This is a genomic window from Paracoccus sp. SSK6 (assembly GCF_039770665.1).
Classification (GTDB): domain Bacteria; phylum Pseudomonadota; class Alphaproteobacteria; order Rhodobacterales; family Rhodobacteraceae; genus Paracoccus.
This window is the reverse complement of the sequence record NZ_JBDPNJ010000006.1, coordinates 12910-32429: the sequence shown is the minus strand read 5'-3', so window position 1 is coordinate 32429 and position 19520 is coordinate 12910. Positions and strand designations below refer to the sequence as shown.

Genomic DNA, 19520 nt, shown 5'->3' with positions numbered 1-19520 from the left:
CTTATCCGCCGGCCGCAGGTGCGGCGCAAGCACCCTTACCCGTCATCCTGCGGCAGGATCAGCGTGATCTCGCCCGCCTCCTGAAGGCGGCGGATGGCCGAGACGACCTCGGTCATCGCCTCCTCGATGTCCGAGGCGCGCAGCTTGCCCAGGTCGTTTCGCTCCTCTCGCAGCCCGTCCGACATGCGCTGCGACAGGTTGGTCAGGATGAACTCGGCGGCGGCCGCCTCGGGCTCGTCGGTTGCGGCAAGCGCGCGGACCAGGATGGGCTGATCGACCTCGCGCACGATGCGGGGGATGTCTCGGGGCATGACGCGGGCGGGGATATGGGCGAAGATGAAGATCGCCTTGCGCACGCCGCCCGCGAAATCGGCGTCGTGCCGGTCAAGGCTGTCCAGCACGTCGTCGCGCAGATCGGCGGTGGCGAAGTTCAGGATCGCGCCCATCCGGTCCGTAGCAGGAGTGGAAATCGCGGGCCGGGGCAGGGCCTCGGCCGCCTGCAGCAGGATCAGGCCGACGCGATGCAGCGATTCGGGCGTGACACCCGCCGTCATGGACATGGCCTGCGCCACTGCCCGCGCCCGTTCGCGGGGCAGGCCCACGAAGACCTCGGAGGCGCGTTCCACCGGCAGCTTGGACAGCATCAGGGCCACCATCTCGACCGCTTCGCTGTTGGCCAGAGACAGGACGGCGGGGGCGGGCAGGGCGCCGATGCGGGCCCAGGGATCGCCCCGGCCCTGGATCACCGCGCGGCGGCGCAGCCGGTCGGTGCTGTCCTCGGACAGTTGCTGACCCAGCATCGCCAGCGTGCCGTCCAGGTCGCCCGGAAAGGTCACGCCGACCGATTCCAGCCGGTCGCAGAATTCGGTGATGATCGCGTCGCGGGTCTGGCGGTCGATCAGTTCCATCCCCGCCATTTCCTCGGCCAGCAGGGTCTGGCTTTCGCTGTCCAGCCGCGACAGGCTCGACGCCTCGTCATCGTCCAGAAGAAGGCGCACGATCACCGCCGCCTTTTGCCGTTGGTTCAGTCCTGTTTGTATCGTCATAACCCTGTCCAGATCGACCGTCCCTGCGGCCAATCTGGCAGAGCTTTCCTAACGCGCGGTTTACGACGGATATTTCTGGTCGGTTTCGAACACGCGGCGGAAGATCGTGTCCACGTGCTTGGTGTGATAGCCAAGGTCGAACTTCTCCTCGATCTCGGCCGGGGACAGCGCCGCCGTCACCTCGGGGTCGGCCAGCAGTTCTTCCTTGAAATCAGCGCCTTGTTCCCAGACCTTCATGGCGTTTCTTTGCACCAGGCGATAGGCGTCCTCGCGCGACACGCCCGCCTGCGTCAGCGCCAGCAGAACGCGCTGCGACATGACCAGCCCTTTGAACTTGTTCATGTTCTTCAGCATGTTTTCGGGATAGATGACCAGTTTGTCGATCACGCCCGCCAGCCGGTTCAGCGCGAAGTCCAGCGTGATGGTCGCATCGGGTGCGATGCCCCGTTCGACCGAGGAATGGCTGATGTCGCGTTCATGCCACAGCGGCACATTCTCCATCGCCGGGATGACGGCCATGCGCACCAGGCGGGCCAAGCCGGTCAGGTTCTCGGTCAGGACCGGGTTGCGCTTGTGGGGCATCGCGGACGAACCCTTCTGGCCGGGGCTGAAGAACTCCTCGGCCTCCAGCACCTCGGTCCGCTGCATGTGGCGGATCTCGATGGCGATGTTTTCGATGCTGCTGGCGATGACGCCAAGGGTCGCGAAGAACATTGCGTGGCGGTCGCGCGGAATGACCTGGGTGCTGATCGGTTCCGGGCGCAGGCCCAGCTTGGCGCAGACATGCTCCTCGACCGCCGGGTCGATATTGGCGAAGGTGCCGACCGCGCCGGAAATCGCGCCGGTCGCGATCTCCCAGCGGGCCTTTTCCAGACGGTTCCGGTTGCGGTCCATTTCCGCGTAGAAGCGTGCGAAGGTCAGGCCCATCGTCGTGGGTTCGGCATGGATGCCGTGGCTGCGGCCGATGCGGACCGTGTCCTTGTGTTCATAGGCGCGGCGCTTCAGCGCGGCCAGAACCTTGTCCAGATCGGCCAGCAGGATGTCGGCGGCCCGCACAAGCTGGACGTTCAGCGTCGTGTCCAGAACGTCGCTGCTGGTCATGCCCTGATGGACGAAGCGCGCCTCGTCCGATCCGACATGCTCGGCCAGGTGGGTCAGGAAGGCGATCACGTCGTGCTTGGTGACGGCCTCGATCTCGTCGATGCGGGCCACGTCGAATTCCACGTCCTTGGCGTGCCAGACGGCCTCGGCATTCTCGCGCGGGATGACGCCCAGGTCGGCTTGGGCATCGCAGGCATGGGCCTCGATCTCGAACCAGATGCGGAAACGGGTCTCGGGTGACCAGATGGCGGTCATCTCGGGGCGGGCATAGCGGGGGATCATGGCGGGCCTCTTTCCTGGTTGGGGCCGGGCATACCGGTGCAATGACCCGGCGGCAAGTTTTCGATTTCCGCCCGGCCCGGCATGGGAACATTCCGGCCACGCAAGCTGTTGAGGATTCGACCAATCCGACAAGACCGGAGAGAAGCAATGTATCCGACCCATGACGACGACCGTCCGCAGACCGAGGCGGATCGGACCAGCGAAACCCGCTTTGGCCCGCGGCCCGTGCCTTCGGGACACCACGGTCCCAAGCCGTCGTTCCAGGCGCGGCGGGTGATCGCTTCGGGGCGCATGTCCCCCGACGGGCGCTCGGCCTATCCGACGCCCGCGCTTGGCACGAAGATCGCGGTCTGGGGCGGCATCGCGCTGGGAGTTGCGGGTGGAACGGCGGCGGCGGTCTATGCCGTGCGCGCAATCGCCGACGCGATTTCCGACGATCCCCGTCCCAGGCATCCGCAGCGCAAGTTCAATGCCCCGCGCTTTGGCCAGATGGACGAGGATGAGCGCCAGGCGATGCGCCGCCGCGTCCGCGCCCAGGAACATGCCGACCATCAGCAGGCCAGCCGCCTGCGGGCCGAGGCATCGCAGCACCGCGACGCCCCGAAGGCGTACAAGGCCCCGAAAGCCCCCAAGGGCAACTTCGTCGAAGATCTGATCCATACCTCGACACGCCTGTCCGAGAGCCTGGAAGGGGTTGCCAAGTCGCTGGCTGTCGCCATGGACGGCTTCCGCAGCGTGGCGCGCCAAGCGACCGAAGTCGTGTCCGAATTTGCGGCGACAGCCGATCAACTGCGCGCGGCCCTGCGCGGCGAACAGCCCCGACAAGGCCAGCGGGACGCGGGCGACACCGACCGCACCCACCGGCTTTGATCGAGACACGACCGGGAGCAGCCCATGAGGAGCACCACCCCCGGCGTCCTTGACGCCTTGTTCGGGGATCTGGACGATCCCACGCGCAAGCGGTTCGGGATGAAGACGGACGCCACGTCTGACACGTCCGCCAAGGCGCAGACCCGGCCCGCCGTTCATCCGGCCGGCAAGGATGTCGGGCTGCGTGACCTGGCCAAGGCCGACTGGATGGCGATTGCGAAATCCACCCTTGAGCAGATCAGCACCGACCGAGTGACGGCGGTCGCAGGGGGGATCACGTTCTTTGGTCTTCTGTCGCTGTTTCCCGCCTTGACGGCGTTCGTGTCCATCTATGGCCTGGTGGCCGATCCGGCGACGATCGCGGGGCATCTGGACATGCTGGACAGCTTCCTGCCGCAGGGGGCGCTGGACATCATCCGGGGGCAGGTCGAATCGATCACCTCGTCTCCGGGAACCGCGCTGTCCCTGGCGGGGATCGCCGGGCTGTTGATTGCCTTCTATTCGGCCAATGGCGGCATGAAGGCCTTGCTCTCCGCGCTGAACGTCGCGTTCTTCCAGACCGAGACACGGGGTTTCCTCAAGCTGAACCTGGTGTCCATGGCCTTCACCCTGGGCGGGCTGGTGCTGATCATCCTGATGCTGGGGCTTATCGCGGTCATCCCGATCCTGCTGCAGATGCTGCCCCTGGAGGATTCGACCAGCACCTGGGTTTCGGTGATCCGCTGGCCGATCATGTTCGGCGTCCTGATCCTGGCGCTCGCGGCGCTGTACCGCTGGGGACCGGACGCGCCGGATTCGCGCTGGCGCTGGATTTCGCCCGGCGCTGTCATCGCCGCCGTGGGGCTGGTCATCACCTCGATCCTGTTCAGCTGGTATGCCGCGAATTTCGCGAACTACAACGAAACCTATGGCTCGCTTGGTGCCGTGATCGCGCTGATGATGTGGCTGTGGTTCGCATCGACCGTTGTGCTGGTCGGGGCCGAGGTCAATTCCGAGATCGAAAATCACCTGCGCCAGATGGCGGGCGTTCCCGCGCCCAAGGATGCGAAGCCCGCCGACAAGCCGGTATAGGGCCGCAGCAGGCGATCAGCGTTCGGTCAGCTTCAGCTCGATGCGCCGGTTTGCCGCCAGCGCCTCGGGCGAATTGCCCTGCATCACGGGGCGCGTATCGGCAAATCCCGTGGCGGCAAGGCGGTCGGCGGGAAAGCCAAGTTCGTCGATCATGTAGCGCACCACGGCCAAGGCCCGCGCCTGGCTCAGTTCCCAGTTGTCGCGATAGCGCCCGGTGCCGGAAAGCCGGGTGTTGTCGGTATGGCCGTCCACGCGAATGATCCAGTCGATCTCTGGCGGAATGTCATCGGCAATCTCGGACAGCATCCCGGCCACGCGCTTGATCTGCTCGTGACCCTCGGGTGACAGGGTCGTGGCACCCGGCGGGAACAGAACCTCGGACTGGAAGACGAAGCGGTCGCCCACCACCTGCACGCCTTCGCGGCCCGACAGGATCTCGGACAGGCGGCCGAAGAACTCGGACCGATAGCGGGCCAGATCCTTCGCCTCCTCCTCGGCGCGCTGGCGGGCCTGTTCTTCCAGGGTCAGGCGGCGGTCGGTTTCCTCGGCCGCGCGCAGCAGTGCGGCGTTCAACTGTTTTCCCAGGGTTTCGACCCGCAGTTCCGCCTGCTTCTGCTCGTAGCCCGCGGCGTCCAGAAGCGCCTGCAGCGATCCAAGCTGCGCCGTCAGCGAAGCGACCTGTTCGTTCAGCAGGGCCACGCGCCGCTGGCCGTCGTCCGACAGGGTCTTCTGGTCGGCCAGGGCCTTTTCCGCCGTCGCCAGCAGGGCGGCCTGACGCTCGGCCTCGGTCACGGTGCGGGCGGCCTGGGCGGTGGCCTCATCGCGGGCAGCCTCGGCAGCCGCCAGCAGGGTCAGCGTTTCCTCGGCCCGCTTGCGGCTTTCCTCTAGTGCCAGGGTCATGGCGGTCAGTTCGGCATCCGCGCTCTCCAGCCGTTCGCGCAGGGCGCGCGCGGCTTCGGCGTCGGTCAGGCGGGCGGCCTCGGCCTCGGTCAGCTTGGCCTGCAACGCGCCCGCCTTTGCCTCGCTCGCCGCGCCTTTCTGGCGCAGGTCGGCCACCAAGGCCTCCAGCGCCTCGCGGCGGGCGGCGGCAAGGCGGGCCTGTTCGGCCTGGGCGTCGATCTCCTGACGTGCGGCGGCCACCGCCAGTTCGGCGGCGCTGGCGCGATTCTGCTGTTCCGTCAGCCTGGCCTGCATCTGTTGCTGCTGCGCCCTGGCCTGTTCCGCGTCGGCCGCGCGTGCGGCCATCAGGGCTGCGACCTCGGCCTCGAAATCGGTCAGGCGGGACCGGGCCTGCGCCAGTTCCCCCTGGCTGCTTTCCAGTTGAGAGGACAGGCGCGCGATCCGGGCGGCGCGGTCGCGCGCCTCGGCTTCGGCATCGGCAAGCTGGCCTTGCAGCGCCGCGCTGCGGTCGTCGGACGCGGTCAGCGCCTGCCCAAGCGCGGAAACCTGCTGCCCGAGCCGTGCCAGCCGCTGTTCCTGGGCCGAGATGGTCTGGGTCTGCCCGGCAATCGTCTGGCCCTGTTCGGCAATGGTGTCATCCTTGTCGGTGATCTGTTCGCGCAGCACCGATTGCATGACGGTAAAGATCGTCAGCACGAAGACCAGCACCATCAGCAGCGTGGCAAGGGCATCCACGAAGCCCGGCCAGATATTGGCCGAAAAGCGGTGCCCGGATGCGGCGCGGCGCAGGGCCATGGGTCAGCTCCCGTCCCGCGACACCAAGGGATCGCGCAGCAGGTCGTCGCGGAACGGATCGTTGAAGCGCGCCGCGCGCACCGCGCGGGTCAGGACAAGGATGTCCGACCGCAGTTCGGCCACCATCTCCTCGCGCCCCTCGGTCAGGTCGGTGGTCAGGCGGTTCAGCGCAGCCTCGATCCCGCGCAGGTCCAGCGCGGGGATGCCGGGGCGTTCCGCCTCCATCCGCACCAGATCGACCAGCCGGTCCTGCCCGGCGATCAGCCTGTCCTGCCCATCGGCGAGGCGCGACAAGGATTCGGTCAGGGCGGCGATGCGGGACAAGGATGCCTCCTGCTCGGCCGCGCTGCTCCCGACCAGGGCCTCGATGGCCTGGGCCATCACCACGACCCGTTCATCCGCCATGGCCGCTGCATCGTCGCGCTGCATGTCGCGTTCGGCGTGCAACTGCTGCAGGCGGTCCATCTGGACGGCCATCTGTTCCAGAAAGCCCGCCAATGCGGCCTGATCGACGCCTTCGCCTTCGGACCCGGCCAGGCTGACACGGGTGAAGCCGGACATCCATTCCTCAAGTTCGCGGTAAAAGCGGTTCTGGCCGTGGGTCGCGAACAGTTCCAGAAGGCCCACGACCAGCGACCCGGCAAGGCCCAGCAAGGATGATGAGAACGCCGTCGCCATGCCGCCAAGCTGGGCTTCCAGCCCGCTCATCAGCTTGTCGAAGACCTGGATTCCGCTTTCGCCCTGCTGCGGAGCCAGGGTGCGGATCGTCTCGACCACGGCGGGGATGGTCGTCGCCAAGCCGTAGAAGGTTCCCAGAAGCCCCAGGAAGATCAGCAGGTTAGACAGGTATCTTGTGATGTCGCGCACCTCGTCGATGCGCGTGGCGACAGAGTCGAGGATTGAAGCCGCCGCACTGGTCGAGATGACGCCCCCGATCGGCCCCCGCGTGCCAAGCAGCGCCGCCAGAGGCGCCAGAAGGCGCGGCGGCTGGTCGCTGGTGTCCAGCCCGCCCCGCGCGGCGATGCCCTTTTCCACCGCATTGCTGCGGCGCGCGGCAAAGCGTTCGATCCAGCTGACCGAGCGAATCAGCTGCGCCACCTGCCAGAAGCAGGCCAGGATCCCCAGGGCGAAGACCGTCAGGATCAATCCGTTCAGCCACAGGTTCGCCCGGAAGATCGGCAGGATGCGGCCATAGGTGATCCATCCCCCCGCCAGCACCAGGGCCAGAACCGTGACCATCAGAACGATCTGCCGCACCGGCTGAGAGAAATGCGGGCTTGCGGGGCCTTGGGCGCGGGTCGCCGTGATCCGCCGGTTTGCCGTCCCTGCCCGGCGCGGAAGGTCGGAACGGTCAGGCCGCTGGCTGCTGGTCGGTTCGGTCAACTGGTCGCATTCCCATGGCCAAGGCTGTCATGGAGGCCGAGTGTAGGGCGCGCCCCTTCACTTGCCAAGCGATCCGAAGGTCAGGCCGCCGGGTTTCTGTCGCTTTCCAGCAGCTTGCGCACCTGCGCGGTCAGTTGGTCCATTGTCGCATCGGCAAGCCCGATCTGCGCCAGATGGGCGGCGGTGTTGAACAGGTAATCCGCATTCGGCCCCCGCCCGCCCTGCGCCCGCGCGATGATCTGGGCCTGCTCGGCCAGATCAAGGCCGCCCGCATATTGGACGTGGTCGCGCCGCATGACATAGGCCAGGGCCTCGACCCGGCGGCCGTCCTCCAGCCGCAGGGGCAGGATCGCCTCGCGGTAAGCGTCCGTGACCAGTTCGCGCGCGCGCAGATAGGCCAGCACCTCGTCATGGTCGCGGTCCGCGATCCGCAGCGCAAGGCCGCCGCATTCGCCGCCCGGCTGTTCGTCAAGGCCAAGCACCAGCCCCGGCAGTGCCGCCGTGCCGCGATGCTGGATCGACCGCAGGCAGAAGCTGCGGGCATAGCCGCTGACCCAGGCGCGCGCGGTCTCGACCGGCGAAAATCCCGGATCCCAGATCAGCGATCCATAGCCGAAGACCCATTCAATCCTGCGCATCGTCACCGACCCGTTGACCTTTCCAGGTTAGAACAGAGCAGCGGCAGGCAAAAGGGTTTCAGGCTAGACCGTTGTCGCGACCCGACCGAAATCGGGGGCGGCGGTGTCCTGCCCGGCCTCGATGATGCCGCGGCGGATCGCGCGGGTGCGGGTGAAGTAATCGAACAGTTGCTGGCCGTCGCCCATGCGGATCGCGCGCTGCAGCACGAACAGTTCCTCGGTGAAGCGGCCCAGGATGTCCAGCGTCGCCTCCTTGTTGTGCAGGAATACGTCGCGCCACATGGTCGGATCGCTGGCGGCGATCCGGGTGAAGTCGCGGAAGCCGGCGGCGGAGTACTGGATCACCTCCTCGTCCGTGACGCGGCGCAGGTGATCGGCCACGCCCACCATCGTATAGGCAATCAGGTGCGGCGCGTGGCTGGTCACGGCCAGCACCAGGTCGTGATGCGCGGGCTCCATGCTGTCGGTCTTGGCGCCCATGGCGCGGACCAGATCGGACAGGCGCGCAACGGCCTGCGGGTCGCTGTCGGGCAGGGGGGTCAGCAGCCACCAGCGGTTGCGGAACAGGCTGGCAAAGCCCGCGCGGGGGCCGGAATGTTCCGTTCCCGCCAGCGGATGGCCCGGCACGAAATGGACGCCCGTGGGGATATGCGGGGAAACGGCGTCGATGACCGACTGCTTGACCGACCCCACATCGGTGACGGTCGCGCCGGGCTTCAGGTGCGGCGCGATCTCGGCCGCGACGGCCCCCATGGCGCCGACCGGAACGGCCAGGACGATCAGGTCGGCATCCGCCACCGCCTCGGTCGCGCTGTCGGTGATGCGGTCGCAGAGGCCGATCTCGCGCGCGGTGGCGCGCGTCTCGGCGCTGCGGGCGAAGCCCACGACCTCGCGCGCCAGACCGCCTTCACGGATGGCATGGGCCATGGACCCGGCGATCAGGCCAAGGCCGATCAGGGCCACGCGGTCATAGATCACGGTCATGCGCGGCCCCGTTCCGACATGAAGCGGCACAGGCAGTCGAGGACGCGGGTCACGCCATCCTCGTCCCCGACGGTGATGCGCAGGGCGGTGGGGAGGCCATATCCCGCGACGCGGCGGACCAGGATGCCATCGGCGCGCAGGGCCGCGTCCGCTGCCTCGGCCTCGGCCGGGTCGGCGAAGCGGGCCAGTACGAAATTGGCAAAGCTTTCGTCGCAGCCGATGCCCATCTGGATCAGCGAATTGCGCAGCCGCTCGCGCATCCGGGCGTTCAGGTCGGCGCAATGGTCGCGGAAGCCCGTGTCGCGGATCGCGGCTTCGGCGGCGGCCATCTGGGCGGTGGACAGGTTGAAGGGTTGGCGGATGCGGTTCAGCACGTCGATGATCTCTCGGCTGGCATAGCCCCAGCCGATGCGCAGCCCGCCAAGCCCGTGGATCTTGGAGAAGGTGCGCGTCATGATGACATTCGGGTGACGGTCCACCAGCGACACGCCGCCATCGGCGTCCGCCGCGAATTCGGTATAGGCGCCGTCATGGACCAGCAGCACGGCGGGCGGCAGGCCGTCCACCAGGCGCTGCACCTCGTCCGGCGTCAGCATGGTGCCGGTCGGATTGGCGGGGTTGGCGATGAAGACGATCCGCGTGCGGTCCGTTATCGCCGCCAAGATCGCGTCCACGTCGATGCGGCGTTCGTTTTCGGGGACCGTGACAGGAACCGCACCGACCATGCGGGCCAGGATGGGATACATGGAAAAGCCATGCTCGGTCGTGATGACCTCGTCACCCGCGCCGGCAAAGGCATGGACCACGAATTGCAGAACCTCGTCCGATCCCACGCCGCAGATGATCCGGTCGGGGTCGAGGCCGTGGATCTCGCCGATCGCCCGGCGCAGGGGGGCGTGGTCGGTGTTCGGATAGCGGTGCAGATCCGCCGCCGCAGCAGCATAGGCGGCACGCGCCTTTTCGCTGCATCCCAGCGGGTTTTCGTTCGACGACAGCTTCAGCACATCGCCGCGCCCCGGCAGCCTGCTTTCGCCGCTGACGTAGAGCGCGATGTCCATGATGCCGGGTTGGGGGGTGATCTGCGTCATGTTTCCATCCTTTGCGCGCCCCGTCTATTCCATCGCGGCGCGCCGAGGAAGTGTCATGCGCGGGAAATCCGGCAGCCATGGCCGCCGGATGCCACCCTGTCAGTGCAGCGCCACCAAGGGCTTGCGGTTCTGCTGATGCCGCATCGCCAGCTTGCGCGCCATGCGGCCCGAGGGAAGATCGCGCGCGGCGGCAGGCTTGTCCGCCGTCTGTTCCAGTTCGGGGAACAGCGCGAAGATCTCCTCTCTTGCGGCGCGGCCGACGGCGCGCAGGGCCTGGGGTCCGGTATAGAGCGATTCGGTCTCGGCCCCGTTGGCAAAGACGATTTCGTGCCGGTCGAACAGGATGTGGAAATATTCGACGGTTTCCAGATCGTCGGCGATGTCGAATCCGTCCAGCGGCAAAAGCTGCTTGGCCGCGACCAGAACCTCGGCCGTGCCGAACATGCGCTGCGCGATGGCCGACCGGACCAGGATCCGGTGCTGGGGCGACACAACCAGCGGCTGGGCGGGATGGTTCGGCCCCAGCGCACCTGCCGCGATGCGGATCGGGCGCAGCTTCGGCTGGGCGCGCAGGCGGGCGGGCGACAGCGTGACCCGGCCGATCCAGCGGATGGGCTGATCGCCATTGTCGCGGGTGCGGACCAGAGTGCCGACCGTCAGATCCTCGACGGCAACGGGGCCATCAGCCGTCTGGATCAAGGTGCCGCGCGTGAAGCAGGGGACGACGTCGTCGTCGTCCAGCGGCATCGTGCCCGCGGGGTCATAGTCCAGGGACAGCAATGCCGTATCCAGCACCTGCTGGGCCAGACTTGTGACGGCGCTTGTGACCGGCCCCAGAACCGGCGCCAACACGGGGATACCCGCCAGGGTGCCGGCGATGTCGTTGAGCGGCACGACCGTGGGTGGAAGATCGATCCCGATCAGGCTGAAATCGACGATGACGCTCAGCCGGTCTTCGCTGAGGGGCTGGTCCGACAACAGGAAAGCGCGGCCGGCCTCGTCGGTATAGACGCCCACTTCGACCGGGTTCAATTGAACCGTCAAGCTTCCCAGGGGCACAGGGGGAACAACCGGCGGAATTCCGGGAGTCTCCACCCCGGCAAAAAGGGTTTCGGTCGATAGCACGGCTGTTCCGGCGAAGGTGCCGGTATCCACGGTGGCGCCGGTCTCGTCCACGAGGGTCAGGGTGTCGCCCCGCTCCAGCGTGGTCGCCGAGGTCGCATTGACATCGTATCGATCGAACGCGGCGGGGGTTCCAAGCTCGTTCAGGACAAGGGTCGGGGAACGGTCAGGATCGGGGTGGTGGCTTCAAGATCAATCGAGCTGTCGGGAACGGAGGTCGTGTAAGGCATGTCGTCATCCTGGAAACAGACTCGGCATCCCGCCGAATCGAGGGGAATCGCGAAAACCATGCGAACGAGATAAGCAGACAAATCGACTAAAACGCGGTTCATCCTGGTTCGCAATCGCTTCTTCGGCGTGAAATGAAAAAAGGCCGCATCCCGAAGGATGCGGCCCGATAATGTCCAGGAACCGACGGATCAGTTCTTGGCGTAGTATTCGACGACCAGGTTCGGCTCCATCACGACGGCATAGGGCACGTCGCCCAGGGCCGGGGTGCGCACGAAGGTCGCGGTCATCTTGTTGTGGTCCACTTCCAGATAGTCCGGCACGTCACGCTCGGTCAGGGCGACGGCTTCCAGCACGATGGCCAGCTGGCGCGAACGCTCGCGGATGGCGATCACGTCGCCTTCCTTGACGCGGTAGGACGCGATGTTGACGCGCTGGCCGTTCACGGTGATGTGGCCGTGGTTCACGAACTGGCGGGCAGCCCAGATGGTCGGCACGAACTTGGCGCGATAGACGACGGCGTCCAGGCGGCGCTCCAGCAGGCCGATCAGGTTCTCGCCGGTGTCGCCCTTGACGCGCTCGGCTTCGGCATAGATGCGGCGGAACTGCTTTTCGGTCAGGTCGCCGTAGTAGCCTTTCAGCTTCTGCTTGGCGCGCAGCTGGGTGCCGAAGTCGGACAGCTTGTTCTTGCGGCGCTGGCCGTGCTGGCCGGGGCCGTATTCCCGCTTGTTCACCGGGGACTTGGCGCGGCCCCAGATGTTTTCGCCCATGCGGCGGTCGATCTTGTACTTGGCAGAGGTGCGTTTCGTCACCGCTGATCTCCTTCTTTCATGTTATCGAAGGGCGTTGTCCTTTGGTCCGAAGACCCGACAGGCTTCCCCTTGCGGGGTCCGCCAACACCAATGAAGTGCGCGCTTATAAACACGCGCGGGGCGCTGTCAAGTCAGCGCGCCACCCGGTTCGAAGAAATGCGCCAGGGGCAGGGCGGCGGCGCCCAGGATGCGGGCGCTGCGGGCCAGGCTGCCTTCGATGACCTGGGGGCGGTCGATGCCCGCGGCGGGCAGGTCCGCCAAGGCAGCGCGGGTGGCATCGGCCAAGGTGCGGCGTGTGCTTTGGGGGATGGCGCCGTCGATGACGGCGACCGGAATGTCCAGCAGGGCGGTGGCCGACAGCGTGACGAAGGCCAGGGCCTGCGCCGATTCGGCGATCCACGGGGCCGCGATATCCTGCGGCACCTGCCAGCCGGAATCGTCGGGCGGCAGGGACCGGCCCAGGCGCTCCTCCAGAGTCGAGACAGAGGCCACGTCCAGCAACTGCCGCCCGCCCGGGATCGGCATGGACCCAAGCGCTCCGGCATTGCGGCGCGGCCCGACCCGCAGGCGCCCGTCCAGGACCACGCCGCCGCCCGCGAAATGCGCGATATACAGATGCACGAAATCGCGCGGCAGGACCGACCGGCCAAAGATCAGTTCGGCCGCGCAGGCCGTGCTGGCGTCGTTTTCCAGAAAGACCGGAAAGGGCAGCTCATCGCTCAGATGGGCGGCCAGGTCGAAGTCATGCCAGCCCGCCATCTCGGATCCCCAGTCCCACAGGCGAAAGGGCGTGGCGATGCCAAGACCGGCGATTCGGTCAGGCTGCGGCATCGAGGCCAGGATCGTCGCGATCCCGTTACGCGCAAAGGTCAGCACCCGTTCGGGGGTGGGATGGCTGTATATCTCTTGCCGGTGGATCTTTATCTGGCCGGTGAAATCCACCAGGGCCAGTTCCACCAGCCTGCGGCCCAGTTTCAGCCCCAGGAAAAGCGCCCCGTCCTGGGCAAGCGACAGGGGGGTGGATGGCTGGCCGACCTTGCCGCGCACGACCTCTCCTGCGTCAAGAAACCTGTTCTGGATCAGCTTTCTGGTCAGATTGGTGATGGCCTGCGGGGACAGGCCCGTGGCCTGCGCCAGGGCGGCGCGCGGCAAGGGCCCGCGTCTGCGGATCAGCGACAGGATCTGCCGTTCGTTCTGGCTGAGATCGAGCCGGCCTTTCACGTCATGCAACATCGGCGTCATCCTTCCTGCCCGTATTAGTCAACATGATTGATTTATTGACAAGGGGAAATGCTTTGTGCTTCCTGAAACGGCAAGGCGGAGGAGGTGCCGCCATTCGGAGGAGTTTCAAGAATGATCAATCAGTCTGCATTGCGCCTGTCGCTGGCGGCATCCGTCCTGGCCTTGTCGGCGGGCTTCGCCGCCGCGCAGGATCCGGTCAAGGCCTGCATCATCACCAAGACCGACATCAACCCCTTCTTCGTGAAGATGAAGGAGGGCGCGACCGCCAAGGCCCAGGAGCTTGGCATCGAGTTGATGAGCTTTGCGGGCAAGATCGACGGCGACCACGAAACCCAGCAGCAGGCGATGGAAAGCTGCATCGCGGCGGGGGTGAAGGGCATCCTGATTACCGCGTCTGACACCAAGGCCATCGTGGAATCCGTCAAGCAGGCGCGCGACGCGGGCATCCTGGTCATCGCGCTGGACACGCCGCTTGATCCCATCGACGCGGCGGACGCGACCTTTGCCACCGACAATCGCGAGGCGGGCCGCCTGATCGGCGCCTGGGCCGCGGGCAAGATGGGCGACGGCGCGAAGGAGGCCAAGATCGCCATGTTGGATCTGTCGGCCAGTGCGCCCTCGGTGGACGTGCTGCGCGACCAGGGCTTCCTGGAGGGCTTCGGCGTCGATGTGAAGGACAACAACGTCATCGGCGACGAGGATGACGCGCGCATCGTCGGCCATGACGTGACCTCGGGCAACGAGGAGGGCGGGCGCCAGGCGATGGAGGCGCTGATGCAGAAGGAACCGGCGATCAACCTGGTCTACACGATCAACGAACCGGCCGCTGCTGGCGCCTATGAGGCGCTGAAATCCTTTGGCATGGAAGGCAATGCGACCATCGTGTCCGTCGATGGCGGCTGCCCCGGCGTGGAAAACGTCAAGGCGGGCGTGATCGGCGCGACCTCGCAGCAATATCCGCTGAAGATGGCCTCCATGGGAATCGAGGCGATTGCCGCCTTCGCCAAGGACGGCACCAAGCCGCAGACGACCGAGGGGCTGGATTTTACCGATACCGGCGTGAACCTGGTGACCGACGAGCCGGTCGAGGGCGTGCCGTCGATCAGCGTGGACGAGGGCCTGGCCCAGTGCTGGGGCTGACCTGACCATCCGGGCGGCGGTGTCACGCCGCCGCCCTTCCCGAACCCCGGAGAGCCTGATGTCTGACACCCCCGACCCCGTGGTCGCGCGCAACCCGTCCGAGACGGTCGCCAGCTTCGAGCATCACTCGCGCGGCGCGCTGGACCGGGTGCAGCATTTCCTGCACCGCTACCCCACCATGGTTCCGGTCATCGTGCTGGTGCTGTCGGTGATCGTCTTCGGGCTGATCGCGCCCAACTTCTTTTCCGCCTTCAACCTGTCGCTGATCCTGCAGCAGGTGGCGGTCGTGGGCACACTGGCTGCCGCGCAGTCGCTGGTGATCCTGACGGCGGGCATCGACCTGTCGGTCGGCGCGGTCATGGTGATGGTTTCCGTCATCATGGGCAAGCTGTCGGTCGATTTCGGCATTCCGGTGCCGATCTCGATCCTGATCGGGCTGGCGGTGGGGGCCGCGACCGGGGCGCTGAACGGCGCGCTTGTGACGCGGCTGAAGCTGCCGCCCTTCATCACGACGCTGGGGACATGGAATATCTTCCTGGCGTTGAATTATTATTTGTCTAACCGCGAGACGATCCGCAGCCAGACCCTGGACGCCGAGGCGCCGCTGCTGAAGTTCTTTGGCGAACGCTTCAACCTGGGCGGGGCGGTGCTGACCTATGGCGTGGTGCTGATGGTAATCGTCTTTGCGGTCCTGTGGTATGCGCTCTACCAGACCGCCTGGGGGCGGCGAGTCTATGCCGTGGGCGACGACCCCGAGGCTGCGGCGCTTGCGGGCATCCAGACCAAGCGCGTGCTGATGTCCGTCTATATGGTGTCGGGGGTGATCTGTGCCCTAGCCGCCTGGTCGTCCATCGGGCGTGTCGGATCGGTCAGCCCTACCTCGTTCTTCGAGGCGAACCTGGAATCCATCACCGCCGTGGTGATCGGGGGCATCTCGCTGTTCGGCGGGCGCGGGTCGATCCTGGGACCGCTGATCGGGGCGCTGATCGTGGGCGTCTTCAACTCGGGGCTGCGGTTGGCGGGCGTGGACGTGCTTTGGCAGCTTTTCGCGACCGGCTGGCTGATCATCGTCGCCGTCGCCATCGACCAATGGATCAGGAAGATTTCGTCATGACCGAGCCGCTTCTGTCCGCCCGCAACCTGGTCAAGCGCTATGGCCGCGTGACCGCCATGGACCACGCCGACTTCGACCTGTATCCTGGCGAGATCCTGGCCGTGATCGGCGACAACGGCGCCGGGAAGTCCAGCCTGATCAAGGCCATTTCGGGCGCCGTGCAGCCCGATGAAGGCGAGATCCGGCTGGACGGCAAGCCCGTCAGCTTTGCCAGTCCGCTGGAAGCACGTCAGGCCGGGATCGAGACGGTCTATCAGACCCTGGCCCTGTCGCCCGCGCTGTCGATCTCCGACAACATGTTCATGGGCCGGGAAATCCGGCGGCCTGGCGTTATGGGCAAGTGGTTCGGGATGCTGGACAAGCCTGCGATGGACGCCTTTTCCCGCCAGAAGCTGTCGGAACTGGGGCTGATGACCATCCAGAACATCGGTCAGCCGGTCGAGACGCTGTCGGGCGGCCAGCGGCAGGGGGTGGCGGTGGCGCGTGCGGCGGCCTTCGGCAGCCGGGTCATCATTCTGGACGAGCCGACCGCCGCGCTTGGCGTCAAGGAAAGCCGCCGGGTGCTGGACCTGATCCTGGACGTGCGGTCCCGCGGCATCCCCATCGTGCTGATCAGCCATAACATGCCCCATGTGTTCGAGGTGGCGGACCGGATCCATATCCATCGCCTTGGGCGCCGGCTTTGCGTCATCAATCCCAAGGAGCATACGATGTCGGATGCCGTGGCCTACATGACCGGGGCGCGTGTGCCCGAGGTTCTGGCGGCATGACGGGCGTGGAAGGGGGGCTTTGCCCCCCGTCCTTCGGACTCCCCCCAAGGTATTTCGACAAAGAAGAAGGGCGGGCGCTGCTGGCCCGGATCCGCGCGTTGGAGGGCGCGCGGGTTCTGGTCGCGGTGGCGGGCGCGCCGGGGTCGGGGAAGTCCACGCTGGCCGAAGCTTTGGTCGGTCGTTTGGATAACGCGGTGCTGGTGCCGATGGACGGGTTTCACCTGGATGATCGGGTGCTGGATGCACGCGGCTTGCGCAGCCGGAAGGGTGCGGTTGAGACCTTCGATGTCGAGGGCTTTGCCGCCCTTGTCGAGCGGCTGGCGGTGCCGAGGAGCGAGGTGGTCTTTCCTGTCTTCGACCGTGATCGCGAACTGGCTATTGCCGGGGCTGGGGTCGTCAGCCCCGACGCCCGCGTCGTGGTGATCGAGGGCAATTACCTGCTGCTGGACGCCGCGCCCTGGAACCGGCTGCGGTATGACCTGAAGGTCTGGCTGGACGTGCCGGAGGCGGAACTGGAGCGCCGCCTGACCGCGCGGTGGCAGGGCTATGGCAAGGACGCGCGCCAGATTGCGGCGCACCTGGAAAACGACCTTGCCAATGCGCGCTTCGTGACGCGACAGTCACGCGCAGCGGATGTGTCAGTCCTGCAGCCGGTTCATCAGGAACCAGGCCAAGGCTGAGCATATCAGCGTCGCCATCATCGCCGGGAGAGGGGTGCCATTGTAAAGCAGCCCGACCGGGGCCGCGATCAGGGTCGCCGCGATGGTGGACAGCGCGGCGATGATCGACGCGGCCATGCCCGCGACATGGCCCATGCGTTGCAGCGCGAGCGCGTTCAGGTTGCCGAAGGTCACGCCCGCCATGAAGAACACGCTGACGGCCCAGAAGAAAAAGGCCGGAAAGCGCAAGGACGCGGGCAGGGCATCCGTCAGGGTCAGCGCCAGCATGACGGCCGACACGCCCGTCTGCATGACATAGGCCCATTTCGCGATCCGCCGCATTCCGAAGCGCATTACGAAGGTCGCGTTCAGCAGCGTTCCCGTGCCGGCCAGGATCGCCATCAGCGCGAACCAAGCCGGGAAGTTGTCGCCCTTGCCGTAGGTTTCCCCGAACAACTGCTGGGCCGAGGAGAGCAGCGCGAACATCTGCCCGAAGCCGAGCGTCAGGACCACGGTGCAGAGCATCACCTGACGGTCCGACAAGACTTCCCGGGCGGAAGCGGTCAGGGGGCCAAGGCGCAGGGGCCTGCGTTCCGAAGGCGGCAGGGTTTCGGCCTGGCGCAGGGCAAGCCAAGTCGAACCAATCAGCGCGAACAGGATGAAGGCGACGAAGACGCCGTGCCAGCCCGAAAACCAGATGATGCCCGCACCGATGGATGGGGCAAGCGCCGGGATCATGATGAAGACCATCATCACGAAGCTGGAAATCCGTGCCATTTCCCGGCCCGAATACAGATCGCGGATCAGAGCCAGCCCGACGATGCGCGCCCCGGATGCGCCAAGTCCCTGGATGAAGCGGGCGGCCAGCAGGAACTCGATCGAGTGGGAAAAGATCGCCGCGATGGTGGCGGCGATATAGATCCCCGTGCCCAGGAAGATCGCCGGTTTCCGTCCGATCGCGTCCGAGATCGGGCCTGCGAACAGCGTGCCCAGCCCCATCCCCGCCATGAAGGCTGTCAGGATCAGTTGCGCACGGTTGACGTTGTCGGGCGTTAGCTCTGCCGCGATGTCGGGCAGGGCGGGCAGCATCGCGTCTATGGAAAAGGCAACGGTGGCGAACAGGAACGCCATCAGTGCCACGAATTCGGGCAGAGGCAAGCGGCGCTGCATTGCGCTTGTATCGGGAACGGTCGCGGACATGAGGGGGCCTTTCGGTCAGACCAGTCCTGTAACCAAATTTTGCACAGTGTGCAAGTTTGTTTTCAGGAGCCCGTCAATTCGGCGATGACCTGTTGCCACAGGCTGGCCGGCTGCGCCCCGCTGACGACATGCTGGTTGGCGACGATGAAGGTCGGGACCGAGTTGATGCCGCGCTCGCGGGCGTGCTGTTCGCGGGACGCGACCTCGGCCCGGTCTGCGTCGCTGCCCAGCAGGCGGGCCACCAGATCGCTGTCCATTCCTGCCGCGCCCGCGATCCGGGCCAGCTCAGCCGGATCGCCGATATTGCGCGCTTCCTGCCAATGGGCGCGCAGCAGGCCCGACATGACCCGCGTTTGCGCGCCTTCAAGCCCGGCCCAGTGCATCAGCCGGTGGGCATCGGTCGTGTCGGGCTCGATGGGCGAGGGGTTCAGCGTCAGGCCCAGGGCCGCCGCCCGCTGCGCCACGGCGCGAGAGGCTTCCTCGGCACGGTCGCCCAGCTTGGCATGAAGGTATTCGATCCGGTCCATGCCGCCCCTGGGCATCTGCGGGTTCAGCCGGAACGGGTGCCATGCGATCTGGAACGGATGATGCGGGCGGCTTTCCAAGGCGCGGTCAAGCTCGACCTTGCCGATCAGGCACCAGGGGCAGACGGGGTCCGCGAAGATGTCCAGGGGGATCATGGCTGGTCCTTTCAATCACCGGGGCTGCCGCCCGCAACGCAAAACGGCCCGCGAACGGGCCGTTCCGCAACCTTTGGAAAGCTGGATCAGAGCAGCTTCAGATCGCTGGCCGATGCGCGGCCGTCGCGGCCGGACTGCAGTTCGTATGCGATCTTCTGGTTGTCCTTCAGGCCCGTCAGCCCGGCGCGTTCCACGGCCGAGATGTGGACGAAGATGTCCTTGCCGCCGTCATCGGGGGCGATGAAGCCATAGCCTTTGGTGGCGTTGAACCATTTAACCGTTCCGGTCGCCATAACCGTTCTCTCCTTCAAGTCATCCCGACGCAGGATTGCGCCAGGCCGTGCAGCCCGCTTTCGAACTTCCGGCTGCCCATGAAGGGAGGCGGTAGAAAGGCA

19 protein-coding genes are annotated in these 19520 nt (G+C 66.4%); 6 read left to right on the top strand and 13 right to left on the bottom strand.

Annotation, left to right across the window (positions count from 1 at the left end):
• Positions 1–35 precede the first annotated feature (35 nt).
• Together AAIL68_RS06105 and purB are read right to left on the bottom strand one after the other, a co-directional pair.
• Positions 36–1046 carry a FliG C-terminal domain-containing protein gene (locus tag AAIL68_RS06105; protein ID WP_347138716.1) on the bottom strand — a complete coding sequence of 337 codons (1011 nt, stop codon included), beginning with the start codon at positions 1044–1046 and terminating at the stop codon, positions 36–38.
• Between the two features lie 60 nt (positions 1047–1106).
• Entirely contained in the window at positions 1107–2429 is a 1323-nt protein-coding gene (purB, locus tag AAIL68_RS06100) for an adenylosuccinate lyase (protein ID WP_347138715.1), read from the bottom strand.
• A gap of 147 nt (positions 2430–2576) precedes the next feature.
• Between purB and AAIL68_RS06095 the strand changes: the two genes are divergently transcribed.
• Positions 2577–3299 carry a hypothetical protein gene (locus tag AAIL68_RS06095; RefSeq protein WP_347138714.1) on the top strand — a complete coding sequence of 241 codons (723 nt, stop codon included), beginning with the start codon at positions 2577–2579 and terminating at the stop codon, positions 3297–3299.
• Between the two features lie 24 nt (positions 3300–3323).
• Positions 3324–4370 (top strand): YihY/virulence factor BrkB family protein, encoded by a 1047-nt coding sequence (locus AAIL68_RS06090; RefSeq protein WP_347138713.1) that lies wholly within the window; start codon positions 3324–3326, stop codon positions 4368–4370.
• A gap of 15 nt (positions 4371–4385) precedes the next feature.
• On the opposite strand, the gene AAIL68_RS06085 is transcribed toward AAIL68_RS06090, so the two are convergent.
• The 8 genes from AAIL68_RS06085 to AAIL68_RS06050 all read right to left on the bottom strand — a co-directional run bounded on the left by AAIL68_RS06085 (position 4386) and on the right by AAIL68_RS06050 (position 13562).
• Positions 4386–6065 (bottom strand): peptidoglycan -binding protein, encoded by a 1680-nt coding sequence (locus tag AAIL68_RS06085; RefSeq protein ID WP_347138712.1) that lies wholly within the window; start codon positions 6063–6065, stop codon positions 4386–4388.
• 3 nt (positions 6066–6068) lie between these two features.
• Complete coding sequence (locus AAIL68_RS06080; protein WP_347138710.1) at positions 6069–7448, bottom strand: hypothetical protein; 1380 nt, start codon at positions 7446–7448, stop codon at positions 6069–6071.
• Between the two features lie 80 nt (positions 7449–7528).
• Positions 7529–8086 (bottom strand): gamma-glutamylcyclotransferase, encoded by a 558-nt coding sequence (locus AAIL68_RS06075; RefSeq protein ID WP_347138709.1) that lies wholly within the window; start codon positions 8084–8086, stop codon positions 7529–7531.
• Between the two features lie 63 nt (positions 8087–8149).
• Positions 8150–9070, bottom strand: a complete 921-nt coding sequence (locus AAIL68_RS06070) for a prephenate/arogenate dehydrogenase family protein (RefSeq protein ID WP_347138708.1) — start codon at positions 9068–9070, stop codon at positions 8150–8152.
• A complete protein-coding gene (hisC, locus tag AAIL68_RS06065; RefSeq protein ID WP_347138707.1) occupies positions 9067–10158 on the bottom strand; it encodes a histidinol-phosphate transaminase in 1092 nt (363 codons plus the stop codon). Before hisC ends, AAIL68_RS06070 begins: the two co-directional genes overlap by 4 nt.
• A 99-nt stretch (positions 10159–10257) precedes the next feature.
• Positions 10258–11202, bottom strand: coding sequence for a Hint domain-containing protein (locus AAIL68_RS06060; RefSeq protein WP_347138706.1), 945 nt, complete (start codon positions 11200–11202; stop codon positions 10258–10260).
• A 497-nt stretch (positions 11203–11699) separates the two neighbouring features.
• Positions 11700–12320 (bottom strand): 30S ribosomal protein S4, encoded by a 621-nt coding sequence (rpsD, locus tag AAIL68_RS06055; protein WP_347138705.1) that lies wholly within the window; start codon positions 12318–12320, stop codon positions 11700–11702.
• 126 nt (positions 12321–12446) lie between these two features.
• Positions 12447–13562: an ROK family transcriptional regulator gene (locus AAIL68_RS06050; RefSeq protein ID WP_347138704.1), complete on the bottom strand. Its 1116-nt coding sequence runs from the start codon at positions 13560–13562 to the stop codon at positions 12447–12449.
• Positions 13563–13673: 111 nt separating this feature from the next.
• On the opposite strand from AAIL68_RS06050, the gene AAIL68_RS06045 reads away from it, so the two are divergent.
• The 4 genes from AAIL68_RS06045 to AAIL68_RS06030 are packed head-to-tail and all read left to right on the top strand — an operon-like array spanning position 13674 to position 17266.
• Complete coding sequence (locus AAIL68_RS06045; RefSeq protein ID WP_347138703.1) at positions 13674–14702, top strand: sugar ABC transporter substrate-binding protein; 1029 nt, start codon at positions 13674–13676, stop codon at positions 14700–14702.
• Between the two features lie 58 nt (positions 14703–14760).
• Positions 14761–15816, top strand: coding sequence for an ABC transporter permease (locus tag AAIL68_RS06040; protein WP_347138702.1), 1056 nt, complete (start codon positions 14761–14763; stop codon positions 15814–15816).
• Positions 15813–16586, top strand: a complete 774-nt coding sequence (locus AAIL68_RS06035) for an ATP-binding cassette domain-containing protein (protein WP_347138701.1) — start codon at positions 15813–15815, stop codon at positions 16584–16586. Before AAIL68_RS06040 ends, AAIL68_RS06035 begins: the two co-directional genes overlap by 4 nt.
• The gene (locus tag AAIL68_RS06030; protein WP_347138700.1) at positions 16583–17266 is read left to right on the top strand and encodes a nucleoside/nucleotide kinase family protein; all 684 of its coding nucleotides are present in this window, start codon (positions 16583–16585) and stop codon (positions 17264–17266) included. The genes AAIL68_RS06035 and AAIL68_RS06030 overlap by 4 nt, the downstream gene beginning before the upstream one ends.
• Here the strand turns inward: AAIL68_RS06030 and AAIL68_RS06025 are convergent.
• From AAIL68_RS06025 to AAIL68_RS06015, 3 genes are all read right to left on the bottom strand, one after another.
• Complete coding sequence (locus AAIL68_RS06025) at positions 17225–18445, bottom strand: multidrug effflux MFS transporter (RefSeq protein ID WP_347138699.1); 1221 nt, start codon at positions 18443–18445, stop codon at positions 17225–17227. The two genes, AAIL68_RS06030 and AAIL68_RS06025, sit on opposite strands and share 42 nt — an antisense overlap.
• Positions 18446–18507: 62 nt before the next feature.
• Complete coding sequence (locus tag AAIL68_RS06020) at positions 18508–19125, bottom strand: DsbA family oxidoreductase (protein WP_347138698.1); 618 nt, start codon at positions 19123–19125, stop codon at positions 18508–18510.
• Positions 19126–19211: 86 nt separating this feature from the next.
• On the bottom strand, positions 19212–19418 hold the full coding sequence (locus AAIL68_RS06015) for a cold-shock protein (protein ID WP_089388183.1): 207 nt from the start codon (positions 19416–19418) through the stop codon (positions 19212–19214).
• Between the last annotated feature and the right edge of the window lie 102 nt (positions 19419–19520).

Bases quoted from the DNA above. Each gene is read 5' to 3' on its own strand.
- AAIL68_RS06030 (WP_347138700.1), top strand. From the start codon at position 16,583: ATGACGGGCGTGGAAGGGGGGCTTTGCCCCCCGTCCTTCGGACTCCCC.
- AAIL68_RS06045 (WP_347138703.1), top strand. From the start codon at position 13,674: ATGATCAATCAGTCTGCATTGCGCCTGTCGCTGGCGGCATCCGTCCTG.
- AAIL68_RS06015 (WP_089388183.1), bottom strand. From the start codon at position 19,418: ATGGCGACCGGAACGGTTAAATGGTTCAACGCCACCAAAGGCTATGGC.
- AAIL68_RS06020 (WP_347138698.1), bottom strand. From the start codon at position 19,125: ATGATCCCCCTGGACATCTTCGCGGACCCCGTCTGCCCCTGGTGCCTG.
- AAIL68_RS06050 (WP_347138704.1), bottom strand. From the start codon at position 13,562: ATGACGCCGATGTTGCATGACGTGAAAGGCCGGCTCGATCTCAGCCAG.
- AAIL68_RS06075 (WP_347138709.1), bottom strand. From the start codon at position 8,086: ATGCGCAGGATTGAATGGGTCTTCGGCTATGGATCGCTGATCTGGGAT.
- purB (WP_347138715.1), bottom strand. From the start codon at position 2,429: ATGATCCCCCGCTATGCCCGCCCCGAGATGACCGCCATCTGGTCACCC.
- hisC (WP_347138707.1), bottom strand. From the start codon at position 10,158: ATGACGCAGATCACCCCCCAACCCGGCATCATGGACATCGCGCTCTAC.
- AAIL68_RS06085 (WP_347138712.1), bottom strand. From the start codon at position 6,065: ATGGCCCTGCGCCGCGCCGCATCCGGGCACCGCTTTTCGGCCAATATC.
- AAIL68_RS06105 (WP_347138716.1), bottom strand. From the start codon at position 1,046: ATGACGATACAAACAGGACTGAACCAACGGCAAAAGGCGGCGGTGATC.
- AAIL68_RS06035 (WP_347138701.1), top strand. From the start codon at position 15,813: ATGACCGAGCCGCTTCTGTCCGCCCGCAACCTGGTCAAGCGCTATGGC.
- AAIL68_RS06070 (WP_347138708.1), bottom strand. From the start codon at position 9,070: ATGACCGTGATCTATGACCGCGTGGCCCTGATCGGCCTTGGCCTGATC.
- AAIL68_RS06025 (WP_347138699.1), bottom strand. From the start codon at position 18,445: ATGTCCGCGACCGTTCCCGATACAAGCGCAATGCAGCGCCGCTTGCCT.
- AAIL68_RS06095 (WP_347138714.1), top strand. From the start codon at position 2,577: ATGTATCCGACCCATGACGACGACCGTCCGCAGACCGAGGCGGATCGG.
- AAIL68_RS06090 (WP_347138713.1), top strand. From the start codon at position 3,324: ATGAGGAGCACCACCCCCGGCGTCCTTGACGCCTTGTTCGGGGATCTG.
- AAIL68_RS06040 (WP_347138702.1), top strand. From the start codon at position 14,761: ATGTCTGACACCCCCGACCCCGTGGTCGCGCGCAACCCGTCCGAGACG.